Consider the following 21,310-nt stretch of genomic DNA (forward strand, 5'->3'; position numbering starts at 1 on the left):
GGACGCCCGACCCGACGTACAGATCTGGAGAGCGCCCCTCATGGAGACCACCCCGCGCCCGGCCGCCGCAGAGCTCACCTTCCGCGACGCGACACAGGCCGACGCCGACGCGCTCGTGGCGCTGATCGAGTCGGCGTACCGGGGGGACGCGAGCCGCGCCGGGTGGACCACGGAGGCGGACATCCTCCAGGGGCAGCGGACCGATCCCGAGGGCGTGCTCGATGTGATCAGGTCGCCCGACAGCCGGCTGCTCACGGTCGAGCGGGACGGCGAGCTCGTCGCGTGCTGCCAGCTCGAACACCGGGGCGAGGCCGCGTACTTCGGCATGTTCGCCGTGCGCCCCCACATGCAGGGAGCCGGGCTCGGAAAGGTGATCATCGCCGAGGCGGAACGGACGGTGCGGGAGGTCTGGGGCGCGCGCGAGATGCACATGACGGTGATCTCGGTACGGGAGGACCTCATCGCCTGGTACGAGCGGCGCGGTTACCGCCGTACGGGCCGGATGACCCCCTTCCCGTACGGCGACGAGCGCTTCGGCGTCCCGCAGCGCGACGACCTCCAGTTCGAGCTGCTGGTCAAGGCGCTGGCCTAGGGGCGCCCGCGGCGGGCGGGGGCCCTCGCGCGGGCGCCGCGCCCGCCGGGCCTACGCCGTGAAGCGGCCGGTGCGGCGGATCTCCGGGTAGTCGGTCGTCGCGCCGTCGAGTTCCAGCGCCCGCGCCAGCCGCAGGTGGTCCTGCGTGTTGACCACCCAGCCGATGACCCGCAGCCCCCGGTCGTGGGCGCGCTCCACCGTCTCCAGCGTCAGCCGGCGGATGTTCAGCGCGAGCGTCGCCGCGCCCACCGCCTCGGCGCGGTCCACGACGTCGCTGCCGTAGCGGCTGGCGACGAGGACCGTCCGTACGCCGGGCACGAGCGACGCGATCTCGGCGACCGCCTCGTCGTGGAACGACGACACCTCCACCCGGTCGGCCAGGTCCCGCCGGTGCATCACCTCGGCGAGCGCCCGGGCCGCCGCCACGTCCTTGATCTCCGCCTGGAGCGGCGACCTCACCGTGTCGAGGACCTCCTCGAAGAACGGGACGCGCTCGCCCTGCCCGGCGTCGAGGCCGCGCAGTTCGGCGGCGGTCAGGTCGGCGATCGCGCCCCGGCCGTCGGTCGTGCGGTCCACCTCGGCGTCGTGCATGACCACGAGGGCGCCGTCCTTGCTCAGATGCAGGTCCAGTTCGATGGCGTCCATGCCGGCCTGCTCGGCGCGGACGAAGGAACGGAGGGTGTTCTCGGGCTCGACACCCATGACCCCGCGGTGACCAATGGTGAGGAAACTCAAGGCAGTCTCGCTTCCGTCGACAGCGGCTCCCCGGCAGCCTAACGGCCCGCTTCCAGGAGGGAACCCGTCTCGCGCGGGGAAGCGGACCGCTCCGCCCGGGTGCCGGCGATGCCGAGGATCAGACCGGTGATCAGGGCGGCGACGAGGACTGCGCGGGTGCTCACCCGCCCGTCCTACCGCCCCCGGGCGCTGTTGCGCCAACTCCGTCACCCGCGCGGGGCGGGTCCGGTCGCATGTTGACGCCGTGCCCACCCCCACGCCGCCCCGCCGAGCGCCGCCGGGTGGTGGTCGCGGAGCGCCACTGGCTGGCAGAAGCAGTCGCCCGTACGACGCGAGACAGGAAGATCGGCGGCGATCAAGGGGGCTGGGCAGGATAATTTACTGAGGATGGGCTTGAATGGGAGAGCTGAAGACCTATACGGTGCCTTGACGCGAGGTTCTCCCGTGGAGGAAGTGACATGACGGAAATTCTTGTGCAGGACACAGTCGCCGACGGCATATCCGATGCCCGGCGCGTGGTCGAGCACGATGCCTGGCTCGAGCTCAAGAATGCCGTGGAGGCGATCCGGCCCTGGCAGTCGGCGGACGGGTCCATCGACCTCGACGCCGAGGGCGCCCCGGCACGCGCCACGGCCGAGGCGACCGTCGGCCGCGTGATCGGCGCCGTCGACGCGCTGTCGCCGCTGCTGCCGCACGACGCGGCGTACCACCGCGCGCTCGTCGCCGACCTGCGCAAGTGGGCCGACGGCGGCTTCGCCGTCCCCGACTTCCTGGACTCGCTGCTCGCCTTCCAGCCCGCCCAGCAGCGCGCGGACGGCCTCCAGCACCTCGTCGTCTTCCCCATGTACACGCAGAACGGCAACCCGGACCGCAACTTCGAAGCGGTCGTCCTGCGCATGGTGTGGCCCGAGTGGCTGTCGGAGCTGGAGCGCACGCGCTACGACAACCCGCTGTTCCTCGGCATCACCTTCGAGGACTTCACGCCCGGGTACGACACCCACTCCGCCGTGCTCTTCCCCGAGACGATCGCCGTCCGCGAGGCCCCCGAGCGCTTCACCTGGGGCGGCATCTTCTGCGACCGCGAGGCCGCGCGCTTCCGCCGCGTCACCGAGGCGGCGGTCGACATCCTCGGCCTCGACCTGCCGGAGGACATCCGCGCGATGGTCTCCGACCAGAAGCGCTGCCAGGACGCGTTCGTCCTGTGGGACATGGTCCACGACCGCACCCACAGCCACGGCGACCTGCCGTTCGACCCCTTCATGATCAAGCAGCGCCAGCCGTTCTGGATGTACGGCCTGGAGGAGCTGCGCTGCGACCTCACCGCCTTCAAGGAGGCCGTGAAGCTGGAGGCCGAGGGCAACGCCCACGGCCGTGACGTCCAGTACGCCGTGCTGTTCGACCGTATGTTCCGCTTCCCGGTCAGCGGCGACCGCAACCGCAACTACGACGGTCTCGGCGGCCAGCTCCTCTTCGCGTACCTGCACAAGCACGACGTGGTGCGCTGGACCGACAACACGCTGAAGATCGACTGGGAGCGCGCCCCCCAGGTCACCAACCAGCTCTGCGCCGAGATCGAGGACCTCTACCGGGCCGGCATCGACCGCCCGAAGCTGGTCCACTGGTTCGCCGCGTACGACCTGGTGTCGACGTACCTCGCCCCGCACCCCGGCTCGCGCTGGGCCAAGGGCCCGGACGCCCTGGACCTGTCGCTGCCGCCGCGCAAGCTCGTGGACGATGTGCTTCCGGACGAGTTTCCGCTGAGCATGTTCTATGAGGCCCTTTCCAAGAAGCTCAAGAACGTGATCGCCGCCACCAAGGGGATCACCGCGACGAGTGCCGAGCGGGTGGCCGCGTGAGCCATCGCGACCAGGAGGCGACGACCATGACCAGCAGCATCGGCAACAGCAACGGGGGATCGCTGGAAGGCGCTGTGGTCGCGGTGGCCGGAGCGGGCGGGCCGGCCGGCCGCGCCACGCTGCTCAGGCTGGCCGAGGCGGGCGCGACCGTGGTCGGCGCCGACGCCGATCCGGCGCGCCTGGCGGAGGCGGTCGACGCCGCCCGGTACGCGCACGGCGGCGCCACCGTCACCGGCGACACCGTGGACCTGCTCGACCTCGGCGCCACCCGCGAGTGGGCGGACAAGACCGAGAAGGAATTCGGCCGCATCGACGGCATGGTCCACCTCGTCGGCGGCTGGCGCGGCAGCGCGACCTTCGCCGAGACCGACCTGGCGGACTGGGACCTGCTCGAGAAGCTGCTGATCCGTACGGTCCAGCACACCTCCCTCGCCTTCCAGGCGCCGCTCCTGCGCAGCGACCGAGGCCGCTACCTGCTGATCAGCGCGGCGGGTGCGTCCAAGCCCACCGCCGGCAACGCCGCGTACTCCGCCTCCAAGGCCGCCGCCGAGGCGTGGACCCTGGCGCTCGCGGACGCGTTCCGCAAGGCGGGGGGCGAGGAGGGCCCCCGTACGGCGGCTGCGATCCTGGTCGTCAAGGCACTGGTGCACGACGCGATGCGCGCCGAGCGCCCGAACGCGAAGTTCGCGGGCTTCACGGACGTCAAGGAACTGGCCGAGGCCATTGCCGGGGTCTGGGACCAGCCCGCCAGTGAAGTGAATGGACAGCGTCTGTGGCTGACTCCCAAGCCGTGAACCCGGATCCGACGCACGCGGCGAAGACCGACGCACGCCGGCACCACGACCCGCGGGTGCGCGGCTTCGCGAGCGACAACTACGCCGGCGCGCACCCCGAGGTGCTCGCCGCCGTCGCCCTCGCCAACGGCGGCCACCAGGTCGCCTACGGCGAGGACGACTACACGCAGAACCTCCAGCGGATCATCCGCAGCCACTTCGGCGGACGGGCCGAGGCGTTCCCCGTCTTCAACGGCACCGGCGCGAACGTGGTGGCCCTCCAGGCGGTCACCGACCGCTGGGGCGCGGTCATCGCCGCCGAGTCGGCGCACATCAACGTCGACGAGGGCGGCGCCCCGGAGCGTATGGGCGGGCTGAAGCTGCTGACCGTACCGACGCCGGACGGCAAGCTCACGCCCGAGCTCATCGACCGGCAGGCGTACGGGTGGGAGGACGAGCACCGGGCGATGCCGCAGGTCGTGTCGATCACCCAGAACACGGAACTCGGCACCGTCTACACGCCCGCCGAGATCCGCGCGATCTGCGAGCACGCGCACGCCCACGGGATGAAGGTGCACCTCGACGGGGCCCGGATATCCAACGCGGCGGCCTCGCTCGACGTACCGATGCGGGCCTTCACCAACGCCGTGGGCGTGGACATCATGTCCTTCGGCGGGACGAAGAACGGCATGCTGTTCGGCGAGGCGATCGTCGTCCTGAACCCCGACGCGGTGCGCGCCATGAAGCACCTGCGCAAGCTGTCGATGCAGCTCGCCTCCAAGATGCGCTTCGTGTCGGTGCAGCTGGAGGCGATGCTCGCGCGCGACCTGTGGCTGCGCAACGCCCGCCACGCCAACGCCATGGCGCAGCGCCTGGCCGACGGCGTCCGCCAGGTGGACGGCGTGGAGATCCTCTACCCGGTCCAGGCCAACGCCGTCTTCGCACGCCTGCCCCACGACGTCAGCGAGCGGCTGCAGAAGCTCTACCGCTTCTACTTCTGGGACGAGGCGGAGGGGGACGTCCGCTGGATGTGCTCCTACGACACCACGGAGGACGACGTGGACGGCTTCGTGCAGGCGCTCAAGGAAGAGATGGCCAGGTAGCGAAACTGCATAGATATGCGCCCGACTGGAAAGTCATTGACTTCCGGTCGGGCGCATACCTACGCTCTGACGCATGGAGCTGACCCAGCAACACCCTGAACTTTCCGCCTACTTGGCCGCCGACAACGCCATCGACCACGAGCACCCACGCGTGCGGGAGACGGCCGCACGACTGCGCGCCCAGGCGCCGGGTGCATACGCATACGCCGAGGCGGCGTACACGTTCGTACGCGACACCGTGCCGCACTCCCATGACGCGGACGACCCGCGCGTCACGTGGCGCGCCTCGGACGTGCTCGCGCTGCGCACCGGCATCTGCTACGCCAAGGCCCACGCGCTCGCGGCCCTGCTGCGCGCCGAAGGCATCCCGACCGCCCTGTGCTACCAGCGGCTCACGGACGACGACGGCTCCGCTCCGGCGATCCACGGCCTCGTGGCGGTCAGACTCCCCGGGCGCGCCGACTGGCTGCGCCAGGACCCCCGGGGGAACAAGCCCGGCGTGGACGCGCGATTCTCCGTGGACGGCGAACGGCTGGCCTTCGCGGCCCGTCCGGAGCTCGGCGAAGTGGACTACCCGATGCTGTACGCCGCGCCCCACCCGGCGGTCCTGGGCGCCCTGCGGGCCGCCCCGGACCGGCCGTACCTCTGGCGGACTCTGCCCACCGCCCTCTGACCGTCCGGTCAGCCGGCCTCGCGCACCTGCGCGGGCGTGGGCGCGGAACCGCCGAGGTGGGCCGGGACCCACCAGGTGTCCTCGGCATTCTTCGGGCGCACCGGGTAGGCGCGCTGGGCGGCTTCCAGCAACTCCTGCACCCGGCCGCGCAGCCGGCGCGTGATGGCGCCGGCGAACTCGTCGGTGGGGGCTTCCATCGGCTCGCCGACCCGTATGGTCACCGGGATGTGGTTGCGGCCGAAGTTGCGCGGCCGGCCCTTGGTCCAGATCCGCTGGGTGCCCCACAGCGCCATCGGGATCAGCGGGACGCCGGCCTCCTGGGCCATGCGCGCCGCACCCGACTTGAAGCTCTTGAGCGTGAACGACTCGGAGATCGTCGCCTCCGGGAAGACGCCGATGATCTCGCCGGAGCGCAGCGAGTCGAGGGCGTGCGCGTACGCCGCCTCGCCGCGCTTGCGGTCCACCGGGATGTGCTTCATGCCCCGCATCAGAGGACCGGAGACCTTGTGGCGGAAGACCGAGTCCTTCGCCATGAAGCGCACGAGGCGCTTCTGCGGCAGCGCGCCGAGGCCCGAGAAGATGAAGTCCAGGTAGCTGATGTGGTTGCTCACCAGCACCGCGCCACCGGTACGGGGGATGTTCTCAGAACCCTGCGTGTCGATCTTCAGGTCCAGCGCCTTGAACAAGGTGAGAGCGGCACCGATGACCGGTCGATAGACGAGTTCTGCCATGTCAGGGGGGACCCTTCTGTGCCCGGGGAGGGCTCTCCCGGCGAGGTTACGCGGCCGTAGGTTTAGCCGCGTTGGGCAGATCGTGCCCCATGAAAGGCCGAGTAGCCAGTCCTGACGGCGTTCATGGGCGAGATTCTCGTCACGTGCGGAAACATGGGGAATCGTCGCGCTGCGGTGAGCGCTGCGACCAAAGTGGGGGAACAAGGCAGGAAGAGCGGCGGCGGACAGGGAGGCGGCAGATGCCGGAGCACGACGGCGGCAAGCGGTTGAGCGCCGCTGAACTGGGCGCCGTGACGGGTGCGCGGGCGACGCTCGTGCAGTTCTCCAGCGCGTTCTGCCAGCCCTGCCGCGCCACCCGCAGGACGCTGGCGGAGGTGGCGGACATGGTGGAGGGCGTCGCGCACGTGGAGATCGACGCGGAGGCGCGCCTCGATCTCGTACGCGAACTGGGCATCCTCGCGACCCCCACCGTGCTCGTGCTCGACGCGAGCGGCAGGATCGTGCGCAGAGCCTCCGGGCAGCCGCGCCGGGCCGACGTCATCGCCGCGCTCGGACACGCCGTATGAGGGCCGTGGCCTGGGTCCCATCCCGCGGAGCCGGCTTGACCGCACCGGTCGGTGGTCGTCAATCTGACCGTGTGCCGTCAGAACTCCTCCTTCACAAGCGGGTCCACGTGGACCTGGCCCGCAACGCGAGCGCGCGCTGTCCCGGTGTCTGAGCACGGACGGGCCCGCACGCATCACCCGCAGAAGGACACGAAGGGCATCCCCATGACGGTTTCACCCCACCTCGCCGTGCCGCGCCAGTCGCGGTCCGGGACCCCGCGGCAGCCTCTCGAAGGCTCTCCGGAGCTGCTGCGGTCGGTCTTCCGCCGGCACGCCGCCGGCGTCGCCGTGATCACGGCCCGGGGTGAGGAGCGCCCGGTCGGTTTCACCGCCACCTCGCTCAGCTCCGTGTCCGCCGATCCGCCGATGGTCTCGTTCGGCGTGGGCGCCGGCTCGTCCAGCTGGCCGGTGCTGGCCGAGGCCGGGTACGTCGGCGTCCACATACTCGCCGAGGATCAGATGGAGCTGGCGGCCACCTTCGCCCGCAGCGGCGCCGACCGTTTCGCGCCGCCCACCCGGTGGCGCACGGGGCCCGAGGGGGTGCCCGTACTGGACGGAGTGCTGGCGTGGCTGGTGTGCCGTGTGGTGGCGCGCGTCCCTGCGGGGGATCATCGGATCGTGCTCGGCCAGGTCGTCGCCGGAGACCCGGCGGGAGCCGGCCGGCCGCTGCTGTACCACCAGGGACGCTTCAACGCGCTCAGGGACTGAGAGTTCCCCGTCCGCGCCGATTACTCAGCGTTGGCAAGGTCACAGTTCAAAGCGCTTGCTTACGGGGAACGCTCTGGATGTACTGACGAGTAATATTCCAGTCGGACCGGGGTTGGCCCCGACCGGGATCCGCCCCTTCAGGCGCCTATGCTGCCTGCAACGAGGCAGTCAAGAAATAGACGATGCAGTAGGAGAGCCGGCGTGAGCTTGAGGATCGTTGTCTGTGTGAAGTACGTGCCCGACGCCACCGGCGACCGGCACTTCGCCGATGACCTGACCGTCGACCGCGACGACGTCGACGGCCTGCTGTCGGAGCTCGACGAGTACGCCGTCGAGCAGGCGCTGCAGATCGCCGACGAGGCCGACGACGCGGAGATCACCGTGCTGACCGTCGGCCCCGAGGACGCCAAGGACGCCCTGCGCAAGGCGCTGTCCATGGGCGCCGACAAGGCCGTCCACGTCGAGGACGACGACCTGCACGGCACCGACGTCATGGGCACCTCGCTGGTGCTCGCCAAGGCCATCGAGAAGACCGGTTACGACCTGGTCGTCTGCGGCATGGCGTCGACCGACGGCACCATGGGCGTCCTCCCGGCGATCCTGGCCGAGCGCCTGGGCGTCCCGCAGGTCACGCTGCTCTCCGAGGTCTCCGTCGAGGACGGTGTCGTCAAGGGCCGCCGTGACGGCGACGCCGCGAGCGAGCAGCTCGAGGCCGCGCTGCCGGCCGTCGTCTCCGTGACGGACCAGTCGGGCGAGGCCCGCTACCCGTCCTTCAAGGGCATCATGGCCGCCAAGAAGAAGCCGGTGGAGTCCCTGGAGCTGGACGACCTGGAGATCGACGCCGACGAGGTCGGCCTCGCGGGCTCCTGGACCAAGGTCGAGTCGGCCACCGAGCGCCCGGCGCGCACCGCGGGCACGATCGTCAAGGACGAGGGCGAGGGCGGCAAGCAGCTGGCCGAGTTCCTCGCGGGCCAGAAGTTCATCTAGGCCCGCGCCCCCTCATACGCCCCCAGATTCTTCGCACTCGCAGGAGATTGAAGTCCCATGGCTGAAGTTCTCGTCTACGTCGACCACGTGGACGGCGCCGTCCGCAAGCCCACTCTTGAGCTGCTGACCCTCGCCCGCCGCATCGGCGACCCGGTCGCGGTCGCGCTCGGCAAGGGCGCCGAGGACACCGCCGCGGCGCTCGCCGAGCACGGCGCCGTCAAGGTCCTCACCGCCGACGCCCCCGAGTTCGCCGACTACCTCGTCGTACCCAAGGTGGACGCGCTCCAGGCCGCCTACGACGCCGTCTCCCCGGTCGCCGTGCTCGTGCCGTCCTCCGCCGAGGCCAAGGAGATCGCGGCCCGCCTCGCGGTCCGCATCGGCTCCGGCATCATCACGGACGCCGTCGACCTGGAGGCCGGCGACGAGGGCCCGGTGGCCACGCAGGCCGTGTTCGCCGCCTCGTACACCACCAAGTCCCGTGTCTCCAAGGGCACGCCCGTCATCACCGTCAAGCCGAACTCCGCGCCGGTCGAGGCCGCCCCGGCCGCCGGCGCCGTCGAGGCGCTCTCCGTCTCCTTCGGTGACAGCGCGACCGGCACCAAGGTCGTCTCGCGCACCCCGCGCGAGTCCACCGGCCGCCCCGAGCTGACCGAGGCCGCGATCGTGGTCTCCGGCGGCCGCGGCGTCAACGGCGCCGACAACTTCCACATCATCGAGTCCCTGGCCGACTCGCTCGGTGCCGCCGTCGGCGCCTCGCGCGCCGCCGTGGACGCCGGCTGGTACCCGCACTCCAACCAGGTCGGCCAGACCGGCAAGTCGGTCTCCCCGCAGCTCTACATCGCGTCCGGCATCTCCGGCGCGATCCAGCACCGGGCCGGCATGCAGACGTCGAAGACCATCGTCGCCATCAACAAGGACGCCGAGGCTCCGATCTTCGACCTCGTCGACTACGGCGTGGTCGGCGACCTCTTCGAGGTCGTCCCGCAGCTGACCGAAGAGGTCAACGCCCGCAAGGGCTGACCTGGCCGGCAGCGTGAGCGGTAGCACCCCCCGGGGCCGCGCGGTGATCTTCACCGCGCGGCCCCGGCCGCTTTCAGGAGACCATTGACGCAGGTCACGACCGGCCGTTAACTTCACCATGCGGATTGTTGCTTCCGCGCAGCGGAAAACTGGAGGGTTGGTCATGGGTCAGCAGGAGAAGGTGGCGACAAGCCTCACGGGCGCGGTCAGCGAGGGCATCAGCGCCTCCCTGGTACCGGTCGACGAGGAGCTCGCCCGCCGCTACCCGGGCGACCCCGGCACCCGCCAGCCCGTGCACACCGTCTACGTGCCCGGCGACGTCTTCGCCGCCGACACCGTCCGCTCCTGGGGCGACCAGGCCCTCGCCGCGCTCGACGAGCACGCCCCCGACGCCGCCTCCTTCGCCGCCGTCCTCGGGCTGTCCGACGACCTCGCCGGCCCGGTGTACGACCGCGTACGGGCCAAGCTGGAGCGCGAGCCCGTCGAGGACCTGCGCGTCGACTTCGAGGACGGCTACAGCGGAAAGGGCGGGGCCGAAGAGGACGCGGACGCCGCCCGCGCCGCCCGGCTGATCAGCGAGGCGTACGCGAACGGCACGGCCGCCCCCTACATGGGCATCCGCATGAAGTGCATGGAGGCCGCCGTACGCGACCGCGGCATCCGCACCCTCGACATCTTCCTCACCGGCCTGATGGAGGCCGGCGGGCTGCCCGACGGCCTGGTCCTGACCCTCCCCAAGGTCACGTACCCGGAGCAGGTCACCGCGATGGTGCGCCTGGTCGAGGAGTTCGAGAAGGCGCGGGGCCTGGACGCAGGCCGCATCGGCTTCGAGATCCAGATCGAGACCAGCCAGTCCATCCTCGCCGCCGACGGCACCGCCGCCGTCGCCCGGATGATCGGCGCCGCCGAGGGCCGGGCCACCGGACTGCACTACGGCACGTTCGACTACAGCGCCTGCCTCGGCGTCAGCGCCGCCTACCAGGCCAGCGACCACCCGGCCGCCGACCACGCCAAGGCCATCATGCAGGTCGCCGCGGCCGGCACCGGCGTACGCGTCTCCGACGGCTCCACCAACGTCCTGCCGGTCGGCGCCACCGAGCACGTCCACGAGGCCTGGCGGCTCCACTACGGCCTCACCCGCCGCGCCCTGGCCCGCGCCTACTACCAGGGCTGGGACATGCACCCCGCCCACATCCCGACCCGCTACGCGGCCGTCTTCGCCTTCTACCGCGAGGGCTACGAGCAGGCAGCGGCGCGCCTGGCCGCGTACGTCAACCACGCCGGCGGCGACGTGATGGACGAGCCCGCCACCGCCAAGGCGCTCAGCGGCTACCTGCTGCGCGGCATCGACTGCGGCGCCCTCGACACCGCCGAGGTCGCCCGGCTCACCGGCCTCACCCGCGCGGACCTCGACGGCTTCGCGTCGCCGCGCCGCGGAGACCTCACGGCAACGGCCAAGTAACAGCCCCCGGACGCCGTCCGGCGCCGTCACCGCCGCCCCGTACGCTGTACCCGATCTCAGTCGGAACACAGGAACGGGGCAGCGGTGGCTACGGGGGAGAACGAGCGGTTGGCCGGCCGCTACAGAGTGGTGGAGCAGCTCGGGCGCGGCGGCATGGGCGTCGTGTGGCGCGCCGTCGACGAGGTGCTGGGCCGCGAGGTCGCGGTCAAGGAACTGCGGACGTACAACGACTCGTCGGCGCCCGAACTCGACGGCCTGCGGATCCGGATGCAGCGCGAGGCGCGGGCCGCCGCCCGCGTCCGCCACCCCGGAGTCATCGCCGTCCACGACGTCGCCGAGCACGACGGCCGCCCGGTCATCGTCATGGAGCTCGTCGACGGGCCCTCCCTGGACGACGTCCTGACCGAGCGGGGACTCCTGGAGCCGCGCGAGGCCGCGTCCATCGGCGCCAAGGTGCTCGAAGCGCTGGCCGCCGCCCACCGGGCGGGGGTGCTGCACCGCGACGTGAAGCCGGGCAACGTACTGCTGGACCGCACCAGCGGCCGGGTCGTGCTGACCGACTTCGGCATCGCCGCGATGGACGACCCGGGCGACGGTTCGGCGACGCACCTGACGCGCAGCGGCGAACTGGTCGGCTCCCTCGACTACTTGGCGCCCGAGCGCGCCCAGGGGCAGGAACCGGGGCCCGCGTCCGACGTCTGGGCGCTCGGCGCGACGCTGTACGCCGCGGTGGAGGGCGGTTCTCCGTTCCGCCGTACGTCGACCTGGTCGACGCTGACCGCGATCGTCGCGGACCCGCTGCCCGAGCCGCGCCGCTCCGGGCCGCTCGGCCCCGTACTCCAGCAGTTGATGGACAAGGACCCGGCACGCCGCCCCGACGCCCAGCAGGCCGCCCTGCTCCTCGCCGCCGTGGCCGCCGGTGAGGACACGACGGCCCTGGCGGGCGGTGTCCGGGGCGGTGGTGCGCCGCGCGAGGAGACGGTGTGCGACGTGCTGCCGCACCGGCCGGAGGGCTTCGGCCCCGCGACGCCGGGCGCGCCGCCCGCCCAGCCCGCGCCCCCCGTTCAGCCCGTTCAGTCCGGCGAGCCCGTTGCGGTCGCCGCCCAGGCCGCCGTGACCGGCGCCTCTCGCCGGGGCCGCGGGACGGGGAGCGGCAGGGTGGCCCTGGTCGCGGCCGGCGTGGTGGCGGTCCTGCTGGCCGGCGGCGGCGCGACGTACGTCCTCACCGGCGGTACGGAGCAGCAGGCCGCCGCGCGGGGCCAGGAGGCGGAGGAGAACGCGGCGGGCCGCAGCCTCGACGGCAGTCCGGTGGCGGGCGAGTCGTCCACCGCGAAGAAGCCCGGTGGCACCAAGCAGGCCGGGCAGGCCGCCGACAAGAGCGCGCGGCCGGACGCGAAACCCCCGGCGGACGGTGACGGCGACGGCGGCGGTGCCAAGGACGCCGACGCCGAGGGGGACGACGGCAAGGACTCCACCGGCGGGGACTCCGACGACGGGGCCGCCGGTACGAGCGGCTCCTCCGACGGCTCGGCGAGCACCGGCGGGGCCGGCGACTCGGGCGGCTCCTCGTCCGGCGCGACCGGCAGCGGCGGTTCGACGGCCACGACCGGCGGCGGCGAGGCCGACCCGGAACCCGTCTGCCACGGCATCGGCGGCGGCAAGTACAACTGCACGGTGTGGAAGACCGCGAAGTCGTACACGGCGGCCGGGGCCGAGGCCGGCGTGCTCAACGCGGGCACCAACTACTTCTACTGCCAGCAGAACCTGGGCCGCCGGGAGACCGACGGCCAGTGGACGAACGTCTGGTGGGCCAAGACCGACGACGACAGCGGCAACGCGGGGGTGTTCGTCAGCGACGTCTACATCCAGGGCGGCGCCAACGACGCACCTGTCCCGGGCCTCCCGGTGTGCTGAGGCCGCCCGATGCCTCACGCCCGACGCCTGACGCCCGACGCCCGTTCCTGGGCCGCCGGTGTGCCGGCCCGGCGGCCGTCTCGGGCCGCCGCTGGGCCGGTCCAGGCTGCCGCGCCCCCTCGGCCGGCGTCCGCGGCGTACCGCCTCAGCCCGTCCACGGCGGGATCTCGCCCGATCCGCGCGCGATCAGGCGCGTTGGCAGCTCCACGCGCGCGGGTGCGTCGTCGGCGCCGTCGAGGCGTCGGAACAGGCGGTCCGCCGCGGTGCGGCCCAGGAGCGTGGCGTCCTGCGCGACGACGGTGAGACCGGGCCGCAGCAGGTCGGCGAGTTCGATGTCGTCGAATCCGACGAGGGCCACGGGACGCTCCCGGCCGGCGAGGACCCGTACCACCGTCACCGTCACCCGGTTGTTCCCGGCGAATACGGCGGTGACGGGCTCGGGGCCGTCCAGCATCGCGGTCACCGCGTCCCGCACGCGCTCGGGGGCCGTGCTGCCGAGCGACACCCACGCGTCGTCCGCCGCCAGCCCGGCGTCCTCCATCGCGGCGTAGTAGCCGCGCAGGCGCTCGGCCGCGGTGTGGATGCGCGGCTGGTCGCCGACGAAGCCGATACGGCGATGACCGTGCGCGATCAGGTGGGCCACGCCCTCACGCGCGCCGCCGAAGCTGTCCGACAGCACCACGTCCGCGTCGATCCTGCCCGCCGGGCGGTCCACGAACACGGTGGCCACGCCCGCCGCGATCTCCGGCTCCAGGTAGCGGTGGTCGTCACCGGCGGGGATCACGATCAGCCCGTCGACGCGCCGGGCGCAGAGTGCGAGGACCAGTTCCTGCTCGCGCGCGGGGTCCTCGGCGCTCGATCCGTTGATGAGCAGGGCACCGTGCGCGCGGGCGACCTCCTCGACGGCGCGGTTCAGCGGCCCGTAGAACGGGTCGGCGAGGTCTTCGAGGACCAGGCCGATGCTCGCGGTGCGGCCCTTGCGCAGGACGCGCGCGCTGTCGTTGCGGCGGAATCCCAGCGCCTCGATCGCCTCGTGGACGCGCTTCTCGGTGTCGGGCGTCACGCCCGGTTCGCCGTTCACCACGCGCGAGACCGTCTTCAGGCCGACTCCGGCGCGGGCGGCGACGTCCTTCATGGTCGGCCGGTTGCCGTAACGGAGCTCGGAGCGGCTTTCGGTCTCGGCCACAGTGTGATGTCCTCTTCGTAGTCGGATGCGATCAGTGCGTAAGGGTGTGGCATCGAGCATAGGCCCTGGACAACGTTGTCAACTGGCTGGAGACTGGCTCTGACCTGCCACACCCCTGTCCCGCCCGTCCCGCCTGGAGAACCCACACCGATGCACACCGACCTCGTCGCCGCTCTCGACATCGGCGGCACCAAGATCGCCGGCGCGCTCGTGGACGACGGCGGCCGGATTCTGCTGCGTGCCCAGCGGCCCACGCCCGCCCAGGAGGACGGCGAGAGCGTGATGCGTGCCGTCTCGGAGGTGCTGGACCGGCTGAGCGCGTCCCCGCTGTGGGAGCGCGCCACGGCCGTCGGCGTGGGCAGCGCCGGCCCCGTGGACGCCTCCGCCGGCACCGTCAGCCCCGTCAACGTCCCCGGCTGGCGGGACTTCCCGCTGGCCGACCGGGTGCACCGTACGGCGGGCGGCCGCCCGGTCACCCTCGTCGGCGACGGCGTCGCCATGACGGCCGCCGAACACTGGCAGGGCGCGGCGCGCGGGCACGACAACGCGCTGTGCCTGGTCGTGTCCACCGGCGTCGGCGGGGGTCTCGTCCTCGACGGCCGGCTGCACCCGGGGCCGACGGGCAACGCGGGCCACATCGGCCACATCAGCGTCGACCTCGACGGCGACCCGTGCCCCTGCGGATCGCGCGGCTGCGTCGAACGCATCGCCAGCGGCCCCAACATCGCGCGCCGGGCGCTCGAACAGGGCTGGCGCCCGGGGCCGGACGGGGACGCCACCGCCGTCGCCGTGGCGGCGTCCGCCCGCGCCGGTGATCCCGTCGCCGTGGCGTCGTACGGACGCGCCGCCCAGGCCCTCGCCGCCGGCATCGCCGCCACCGCGACGCTCGTCGAGATCGACATCGCGGTCGTCGGCGGGGGAGTGGCGGGAGCGGGAGACGTGCTCTTCGCACCGCTGCGCCGGGCGCTGCGCACGTACGCCGCGCTCTCGTTCGTGCAGCGCCTCGACGTCGTGCCGGCCCTGACGGGAACGGACGCCGGGCTGGTCGGCGCGGCGGCCGCCGCGGTGCTGGGCGGGAAGCCGGGCGAGGCGGCCACGTGCGTCGGCTGACCGCGCGTCAGGGGGCCGGTCCGCGCCGGCGACCGGACCTTGCCGCGGTCGCCGCCGCCGTGCGAGCGTGGCCCCGTGAACGGTGATCAAGAGCGGGACGCGACCCTGGCCGCGGCCGTACGGCTGCGCGAGGAGGGCCGGGCCGGCGAGGCCCGCGTCCTTCTGGTGGACCTGGCCGAGCGGTTCCCCCGGGACGCCGAGATCGCGTACCAGACCGCGTGGGCGCACGACGTGCTGGGCCTGGAGCGCGAGGCCGTCCCCTTCTACGAACGGGCGCTGGCCGTCCCGGGCCTGCCCGCAGCGGACCGCCACGGCGTCTTCCTCGGGCTCGGCAGCACCTACCGCGTCCTGGGCTCCTACGAACAGGCCCTGCGCACCCTGCGCCTCGGCCTGGCGGAGTTCCCCGGCGATCCGGCTCTGGAGTCCTTCCTGGCCATGGCCCTCTACAACACCGGCCAGGGCCGCGAAGCCGTACGGACGCTGCTCAGGACCCTGGCGGCCACGAGCGGCGACCCGGGCGTGCGGCAGTACCGCCGGGCGATCGAGCAGTACGCCGACGACCTCGACGCGACGGAGGGCGCGCCGCGGGTCTGACCGCCGCGCACCGGCCGAGGCGAAGGGCGTACCCGGCCCGCGGCGCCCGGCGGCGTCCCGGCGCGGTCCGCTAGCCCCGCCCCTGCGAGCCGGCCTCCGACGCGCGCTGCGCCACGACCACCAGGAAGGCGTCCGCCTCCAGGTCCATCACGACCTCCGCGGGACACCCCTCCGCCCGCCGGGCCAGGGCGAATTCCTCGGCCGGCCAGCTGCCCCTGGGGCCGCCGGCCGGGAACTGCTCCAACACCGTGCGACTCATCGCGCACCCCGCTCCCGTGTCTGCCGAACTCCTGCTCCAGTTGCCCCAACGAGACTCCGCGCGCGTGCGTCACGGTCCCGCGTCCCGCCGGGGCGCCCTCTCCCTGTTCGACGCCGCCGGTGCCCCGGACCGTTGCCCCTGGCATGCAACAGCAAGGGCACGGTTGTGTGCCCAAACGGTCGCGGGCACCATGCGGTGACCCCGGGTTTCCGTGGCACGGTGTCGCGGGCAGGCCACAGGGGGCGACGGAAGAGGGGGAACCGTGATCGTCTGGATCAACGGTGCGTTCAGTGCGGGCAAGACCAGCGCCGCGCGCGAACTGATCGATCTGATCCCGAACAGCACCTTCTACGACCCCGGACTGATCGGCGGGGGACTTCGACACCTACTGCCGCAGAAGCGGCTGGCGGAGGTCGGCGACTACCAGGACCTGCCCATCTGGCGCCGGCTGGTCGTGGACACCGCGGCCGCGCTGCTCGCCGAGGTGGGCGGCACCCTCGTGGTGCCGATGACACTTCTGCGCCAGGAGTACCGTGACGAGTTGTTCGGCGGGTTCGCCGCCCGGCGCATCCCCGTCTGCCACGTACTGCTCACGGCGGACGAAACGATCCTCCGCGGACGGATCGCCGCCCGCGAGAAGCTGCCCGACGACCCCGAGGGCAGCGAGCGCGTACGGCAGTGGGCGTACGAGCACATCGAGCCGTACCGCGCCGCGCTCTCCTGGCTGGCCGCCGACGCCCACGTCGTCGACACCAGCGCGCTGACCCCCGCCGAGACGGCCGTACGGATCGCCGAGGCGGTACGGACGGGGGCCGCAGGGAGCTGCGAGATCGTGCAGACGCCCGAGCCGACGGCCGAGACCGTCGCCGCGGGCGTCCTGCTCTTCGACGAGGCGGACCGGGTGCTGCTCGTGGACCCCACCTACAAGCCGGGGTGGGAGTTCCCCGGCGGGATCGTGGAGCGCGGGGAGGCGCCCGCGCGCGCCGGCATGCGGGAGGTCGAGGAGGAGGTGGGGATAGAACTCGCCGATGTGCCGAGGCTGCTGGTCGTCGACTGGGAGCCGCCGAGGCCGCCCGCGTACGGCGGCCTGCGGCTGATCTTCGACGGCGGCAGGCTCGACAGCGCGGCGGCGGGCCGGGTGGTCCTGCCCGGCTCCGAACTGCGCGGCTGGCGCTTCGTCACCGAGGCGGAGGCCGCCGGACTGCTGCCGCCGAACCGCTACGCGCGGCTGCGCTGGGCGCTGCGGGCCCGGGAGCGGTCAGCCGTGCTCAATCTGGAGGCCGGAGTCCCGGTCGGCTGATGCCCGCAGAACGGCGGCCGTGCCGTCCGTCAGGGGGTCTCCGTGGCCGAAGCAGGCGACGGCGGGGTCGAGCGCCGCCAGGCGGCGGAACGACGCCAGGGCCCGTTCGCGGTCCGTGTTGAAGACGCCGAGCATGACCCGGCCGACGCCCGCGACGCAGTCGCCGGTGAACAGCACGCCGTGCCGCGGCAGGTGCACCCCGATGCTCCCGTCCGTGTGCCCCGGAGCGTGCACGACCCGCGCACCGTCGCCGAACCCGAGCAGATCGCCGTCCTCGGCCTCCCGGTCCACCCGGGTGGCCGGGGCCGGCGGCACGGTCAGCCCGTGGGCGTACAGCGGGCGTTCCCAGTCCAGCAGCACGGGCTCGGGCACGGGCTGCTCGCCGCGGATCACGGGGGCGTCCAGCCGGTGCGCGATCACCTCGGCGCCGTACCGGCCGGCCAGCTCACCGGCGGCGCCGACGTGGTCCCGGTGGCAGTGCGTGAGGACGATCCGGCGGATGTCCCGCGGGCGAAGCCCCAGGCTCCGTACCGCCTCCTCGATGCCGGCCGCGGCGTCCTTGTCGCCCGCGTCGATCAGAGTCAGCTCCGCGCCGTCGCGCCAGAGGTACGCCTGGCCGACGCGGAAGCGGAACATGTGCAGGCGGCCGGGGACTACTTCGACGAGATCCATGCGGCGAACGTACGACGGGCCTGCCGTCCGCCGCACGGATCTACGCTGTCGGCGATGTCCGCCCAGCGCTGAAGTGCCGGCCGGTCCGGTGACTGCTGAGAGGGCCTAACCCTTCTGCGAACGCGCGTAGTTGGCGAGGAACAGCGCCTCGGCGACGGACATCCGCTCCAGCTCCCGCGGCGAGACGCTCTCGTTCACCGCGTGGATCTGCGCCTCCGGCTCGCTCAGTCCGACGAGCAGGATCTCGGCCTTCGGGTAGAGCGCCGCGAGCGTGTTGCACAGCGGGATCGAGCCGCCCATCCCGGACGTCTGCATCTCCTCGCCCGGGTACGCCACGCGCATCGCGTCGGCCATCGAGGTGTACGCGGGGCTGGTCACGTCCGCCTTGAACGGCTGGCCCTGGCCCACCTGCTCCACCGAGACCCGCGCACCCCACGGCGTGTGCGCGATCAGGTGCGCCGTGAGCAGCTCCGTCGCCTCGGCGGCGTCGTGCCCCGGCGGCACCCGCAGGCTGATCTGCGCCCGAGCGCTCGCCTGGAGGGACGGGGTCGCGCCGACCACCGGCGGGCAGTCGATGCCGATGACGGTGACGGCGGGGCGCGCCCAGATGCGGTCGGCGACCGTGCCGCTGCCGATCAGACCGACCCCGTCGAGGACCCGCGCGTCCTTGCGGAACTCCTCCTCGGGGTAGTCGAGGCCGTCCCACGAGGAGGCGGCGGTCAGGCCGTCCACAGTCGTGGACCCGTCCTCGTCGCGCAGCGAGGCCAGCAGCTGGATGAGCGCGGCGAGCGCGTCGGGGGCCGCGCCGCCGAACTGGCCCGAGTGCAGGTTGCCTTCGAGGGTGTCCACCCGCACGCGGAGCATGGTCATGCCGCGCAGCGTCGCGGTGACCGTCGGCAGGCCGACGCGGAAGTTGCCGGTGTCGCCGATGACGATCGTGTCGGCGGCGAGCAGCTCGGGGTGCGCCTCGGCGTACTGCTCCAGACCGCCCGTACCCTGCTCCTCCGAGCCCTCCAGGATCACCTTCACCGAGACCGGTACGCCGCCGTTCGCCCCGAGGGCGCGCAGTGCGAGCAGGTGCATGATGAAGCCGCCCTTGCAGTCCGCGGCGCCGCGCCCGTACCAGCGGCCGTCGCGCTCGGTCAGCTCGAAGGGCGGCGAGACCCACGCGGACTCGTCGAGCGGCGGCTGCACGTCGTAGTGCGCGTACAGCAGGACGGTCGGCGCGCCCGCCGGGCCGGGCAGGAATCCGTACACCGACTGGCTGCCGTCGGGGGTGTCGAGGAGAGCGACGTCCTGGAAGCCCTCGGCGCGCAGCGTGTCGGCGCACCAGACGGCGGCCGCCTCGCACTCGCTCCTGGGGAACTGCGCGGGGTCCGCCACCGACCGGAAGGCCACCAGCTCGGCGAGCTCCGTCCGCGCGCGGGGCATCAGCGAGGCGATGGTCTCTGCTATCGGTTCGGCGGTCATGGGCACGCTCCTCGTGAGTGCGACGTTGTAGTGCCGGTATGTGTTCGTACGGGGTGGCCGACAAGCACCGACCGATCCTCCCACAGCGAGATCGGCGGCTCCTGCGCCGTAGGATGCGTCAGCAGTACGGATCACCGGGCGGATCAGGAGCAGAAGCACATCGTGAGCAGCGAGAACGCAGACGCCGGACGTGAGCGCGACGAGCCGGTGTGGGACGTGGTCGTGGTCGGCGCCGGTCCCGCCGGGGCGTCGGCGGCATACGCGGCGGCGGTCGCGGGACGGCGCGTACTCCTTCTGGAGAAGGCGGAGCTCCCCCGCTACAAGACCTGCGGCGGAGGCATCATCGGGCCTTCGCGCGACGCGCTGCCGCCCGGTTTCGAACTGCCGTTCAAGGACCGGGTGCACGCCGTGACGTTCTCGCTGGGCGGCAAACTCTCGCGGACACGCCGGTCGAAGCAGATGCTCTTCGGGCTCATCAACCGGCCGGAGTTCGACGCGGCCCTGGTCGCGGAGGCGCAGAAGGCGGGCGCCGAGGTGCGCACCGGAGTTACGGTGGCGCGCGTCGAGCAGCACGGCGCGGCCGTGCCGGACCGGCGCACGGTCGCCGTCGTCCTGGCGGGCGGCGAGACCGTGCTGGCGCGGGCGGTCGTCGGCGCGGACGGCAGCGCGAGCCGGATAGGGGCACACGTCGGGGTGAAGCTCGACCAGGTGGACCTGGGCCTGGAGGCCGAGATCCCGGTGCCGGAGACGGTCGCCGAGGACTGGGCCGGGCGGGTGCTCATCGACTGGGGCCCGATTCCGGGCAGTTACGGCTGGGTGTTCCCCAAGGGTGAGACGCTGACCGTCGGGGTCATCTCGGCGCGCGGCGACGGGGCCGCCACCAAGCGGTACCTGGAGGACTTCATCGCCCGGCTGGGGCTGGCCGGCTTCGAGCCCGCCGTCTCCTCGGGGCACCTCACGCGGTGCCGCAGCGACGACTCGCCGCTGTCGCGCGGCCGGGTTCTGGTGTGCGGGGACGCGGCGGGACTGCTGGAGCCGTGGACCCGCGAGGGCATCTCCTTCGCGCTGCGGTCCGGGCGGCTGGCGGGGGAGTGGGCGGTGCGGATCGCTGAGGCGCAGGACGCCGTGGACGCCCGCCGGCAGGCGCTGAACTACGCCTTCGCGATCAAGGCCGGCCTCGGCGTGGAGATGGGCGTCGGACGGCGGATGCTCGCGCTGTTCGAGCGGCGGCCGGGGCTGCTGCACGCCGCCATAACCGGATTCCGGCCCGCCTGGAAGATGTTCGCCGGCGTCACGCGCGGGTCGACGACCCTGGGCGAGATCGTACGGACGCGCCCGGTCGTCCAGCGCGCCCTGAGCGCGCTGGACAAGGCGTAGGCGGCTGGGGCGGCGTGGACGGCGCGGCGGGCTCGGAGGCTCAAGGGCCGTCGGGTCGTCGGGCCGTCGGGCCGGTTCGGCCGGCTCAAGAGCCGTCGGACGGTCGGTCGGCCTGCGGCCGGGCGGGCGCCGTAGGCGGTGTGGGCGGCGCGGCGGCTGCGGGACGCCCGAGGAGCGAACTCT

At 72.8% G+C, this 21,310-nt stretch carries 22 protein-coding genes; 15 read left to right on the forward strand and 7 right to left on the reverse strand.

The window, feature by feature from the left end; translation table 11 throughout:
- The first annotated feature begins 40 nt into the window (after positions 1 to 40).
- Positions 41 to 592 carry a GNAT family N-acetyltransferase gene (locus tag ACWGH0_RS18230; RefSeq protein ID WP_453405167.1) on the forward strand — a complete coding sequence of 184 codons (552 nt, stop codon included), beginning with the start codon at positions 41 to 43 and terminating at the stop codon, positions 590 to 592.
- Between the two features lie 51 nt (positions 593 to 643).
- On the opposite strand, the gene ACWGH0_RS18235 is transcribed toward ACWGH0_RS18230, so the two are convergent.
- Together ACWGH0_RS18235 and ACWGH0_RS18240 are read right to left on the reverse strand one after the other, a co-directional pair.
- Positions 644 to 1,327: a glycerophosphodiester phosphodiesterase gene (locus tag ACWGH0_RS18235; RefSeq protein WP_453405168.1), complete on the reverse strand. Its 684-nt coding sequence runs from the start codon at positions 1,325 to 1,327 to the stop codon at positions 644 to 646.
- A gap of 38 nt (positions 1,328 to 1,365) precedes the next feature.
- Positions 1,366 to 1,491: a hypothetical protein gene (locus tag ACWGH0_RS18240; protein WP_453405169.1), complete on the reverse strand. Its 126-nt coding sequence runs from the start codon at positions 1,489 to 1,491 to the stop codon at positions 1,366 to 1,368.
- Positions 1,492 to 1,785: 294 nt separating this feature from the next.
- Between ACWGH0_RS18240 and ACWGH0_RS18245 the strand changes: the two genes are divergently transcribed.
- The 4 genes from ACWGH0_RS18245 (at position 1,786) to ACWGH0_RS18260 (ending at position 5,732) form a co-directional block, all read left to right on the forward strand.
- A complete protein-coding gene (locus ACWGH0_RS18245; protein ID WP_453405170.1) occupies positions 1,786 to 3,183 on the forward strand; it encodes a DUF6421 family protein in 1,398 nt (465 codons plus the stop codon).
- 26 nt (positions 3,184 to 3,209) lie between these two features.
- On the forward strand, positions 3,210 to 3,977 hold the full coding sequence (locus ACWGH0_RS18250; RefSeq protein ID WP_453405171.1) for an SDR family NAD(P)-dependent oxidoreductase: 768 nt from the start codon (positions 3,210 to 3,212) through the stop codon (positions 3,975 to 3,977).
- Positions 3,974 to 5,059, forward strand: coding sequence for a threonine aldolase family protein (locus ACWGH0_RS18255; protein ID WP_453405197.1), 1,086 nt, complete (start codon positions 3,974 to 3,976; stop codon positions 5,057 to 5,059). The genes ACWGH0_RS18250 and ACWGH0_RS18255 overlap by 4 nt, the downstream gene beginning before the upstream one ends.
- A 73-nt stretch (positions 5,060 to 5,132) precedes the next feature.
- Positions 5,133 to 5,732 carry a transglutaminase domain-containing protein gene (locus ACWGH0_RS18260; RefSeq protein WP_453405172.1) on the forward strand — a complete coding sequence of 200 codons (600 nt, stop codon included), beginning with the start codon at positions 5,133 to 5,135 and terminating at the stop codon, positions 5,730 to 5,732.
- A gap of 8 nt (positions 5,733 to 5,740) precedes the next feature.
- On the opposite strand, the gene ACWGH0_RS18265 is transcribed toward ACWGH0_RS18260, so the two are convergent.
- The gene (locus ACWGH0_RS18265; RefSeq protein WP_453405173.1) at positions 5,741 to 6,463 is read right to left on the reverse strand and encodes a lysophospholipid acyltransferase family protein; all 723 of its coding nucleotides are present in this window, start codon (positions 6,461 to 6,463) and stop codon (positions 5,741 to 5,743) included.
- 239 nt (positions 6,464 to 6,702) lie between these two features.
- Between ACWGH0_RS18265 and ACWGH0_RS18270 the strand changes: the two genes are divergently transcribed.
- The 6 genes from ACWGH0_RS18270 to ACWGH0_RS18295 all read left to right on the forward strand — a co-directional run bounded on the left by ACWGH0_RS18270 (position 6,703) and on the right by ACWGH0_RS18295 (position 13,159).
- Positions 6,703 to 7,029, forward strand: coding sequence for a TlpA family protein disulfide reductase (locus ACWGH0_RS18270; RefSeq protein WP_453405174.1), 327 nt, complete (start codon positions 6,703 to 6,705; stop codon positions 7,027 to 7,029).
- A gap of 204 nt (positions 7,030 to 7,233) precedes the next feature.
- The gene (locus tag ACWGH0_RS18275; RefSeq protein WP_453405175.1) at positions 7,234 to 7,776 is read left to right on the forward strand and encodes a flavin reductase family protein; all 543 of its coding nucleotides are present in this window, start codon (positions 7,234 to 7,236) and stop codon (positions 7,774 to 7,776) included.
- A gap of 201 nt (positions 7,777 to 7,977) precedes the next feature.
- On the forward strand, positions 7,978 to 8,763 hold the full coding sequence (locus tag ACWGH0_RS18280; protein WP_453405176.1) for an electron transfer flavoprotein subunit beta/FixA family protein: 786 nt from the start codon (positions 7,978 to 7,980) through the stop codon (positions 8,761 to 8,763).
- 57 nt (positions 8,764 to 8,820) lie between these two features.
- Positions 8,821 to 9,783, forward strand: coding sequence for an electron transfer flavoprotein subunit alpha/FixB family protein (locus ACWGH0_RS18285; RefSeq protein ID WP_453405177.1), 963 nt, complete (start codon positions 8,821 to 8,823; stop codon positions 9,781 to 9,783).
- A gap of 163 nt (positions 9,784 to 9,946) precedes the next feature.
- Positions 9,947 to 11,245, forward strand: coding sequence for a DUF6986 family protein (locus ACWGH0_RS18290; protein WP_453405178.1), 1,299 nt, complete (start codon positions 9,947 to 9,949; stop codon positions 11,243 to 11,245).
- 84 nt (positions 11,246 to 11,329) lie between these two features.
- Positions 11,330 to 13,159 (forward strand): serine/threonine-protein kinase, encoded by a 1,830-nt coding sequence (locus ACWGH0_RS18295; RefSeq protein ID WP_453405179.1) that lies wholly within the window; start codon positions 11,330 to 11,332, stop codon positions 13,157 to 13,159.
- A gap of 145 nt (positions 13,160 to 13,304) precedes the next feature.
- On the opposite strand, the gene ACWGH0_RS18300 is transcribed toward ACWGH0_RS18295, so the two are convergent.
- On the reverse strand, positions 13,305 to 14,294 hold the full coding sequence (locus tag ACWGH0_RS18300; protein WP_453405198.1) for a LacI family DNA-binding transcriptional regulator: 990 nt from the start codon (positions 14,292 to 14,294) through the stop codon (positions 13,305 to 13,307).
- Between the two features lie 201 nt (positions 14,295 to 14,495).
- Here ACWGH0_RS18300 and ACWGH0_RS18305 point away from each other — a divergent pair, with 201 nt between their 5' ends.
- Both ACWGH0_RS18305 and ACWGH0_RS18310 read left to right on the forward strand, forming a co-directional pair.
- On the forward strand, positions 14,496 to 15,455 hold the full coding sequence (locus tag ACWGH0_RS18305) for an ROK family protein (RefSeq protein WP_453405180.1): 960 nt from the start codon (positions 14,496 to 14,498) through the stop codon (positions 15,453 to 15,455).
- A 75-nt stretch (positions 15,456 to 15,530) separates the two neighbouring features.
- Positions 15,531 to 16,049: a tetratricopeptide repeat protein gene (locus ACWGH0_RS18310; RefSeq protein WP_453405181.1), complete on the forward strand. Its 519-nt coding sequence runs from the start codon at positions 15,531 to 15,533 to the stop codon at positions 16,047 to 16,049.
- A gap of 70 nt (positions 16,050 to 16,119) precedes the next feature.
- Here the strand turns inward: ACWGH0_RS18310 and ACWGH0_RS18315 are convergent, their stop codons facing one another.
- The gene (locus ACWGH0_RS18315) at positions 16,120 to 16,308 is read right to left on the reverse strand and encodes a hypothetical protein (protein ID WP_453405182.1); all 189 of its coding nucleotides are present in this window, start codon (positions 16,306 to 16,308) and stop codon (positions 16,120 to 16,122) included.
- A 262-nt stretch (positions 16,309 to 16,570) separates the two neighbouring features.
- Here ACWGH0_RS18315 and ACWGH0_RS18320 point away from each other — a divergent pair, with 262 nt between their 5' ends.
- Positions 16,571 to 17,608 (forward strand): NUDIX domain-containing protein, encoded by a 1,038-nt coding sequence (locus tag ACWGH0_RS18320; RefSeq protein ID WP_453405183.1) that lies wholly within the window; start codon positions 16,571 to 16,573, stop codon positions 17,606 to 17,608.
- Here the strand turns inward: ACWGH0_RS18320 and ACWGH0_RS18325 are convergent.
- Both ACWGH0_RS18325 and ACWGH0_RS18330 read right to left on the reverse strand, forming a co-directional pair.
- Positions 17,567 to 18,280 carry an MBL fold metallo-hydrolase gene (locus ACWGH0_RS18325; protein WP_453405184.1) on the reverse strand — a complete coding sequence of 238 codons (714 nt, stop codon included), beginning with the start codon at positions 18,278 to 18,280 and terminating at the stop codon, positions 17,567 to 17,569. The genes ACWGH0_RS18320 and ACWGH0_RS18325 overlap by 42 nt on opposite strands.
- A gap of 105 nt (positions 18,281 to 18,385) precedes the next feature.
- Positions 18,386 to 19,750: a M20/M25/M40 family metallo-hydrolase gene (locus ACWGH0_RS18330; protein ID WP_453405185.1), complete on the reverse strand. Its 1,365-nt coding sequence runs from the start codon at positions 19,748 to 19,750 to the stop codon at positions 18,386 to 18,388.
- Positions 19,751 to 19,912: 162 nt separating this feature from the next.
- On the opposite strand from ACWGH0_RS18330, the gene ACWGH0_RS18335 reads away from it, so the two are divergent.
- Positions 19,913 to 21,127, forward strand: a complete 1,215-nt coding sequence (locus ACWGH0_RS18335) for a geranylgeranyl reductase family protein (RefSeq protein ID WP_453405186.1) — start codon at positions 19,913 to 19,915, stop codon at positions 21,125 to 21,127.
- Positions 21,128 to 21,310 lie beyond the last annotated feature (183 nt).

Source organism: Streptomyces sp. NPDC054887, from assembly GCF_053610585.1.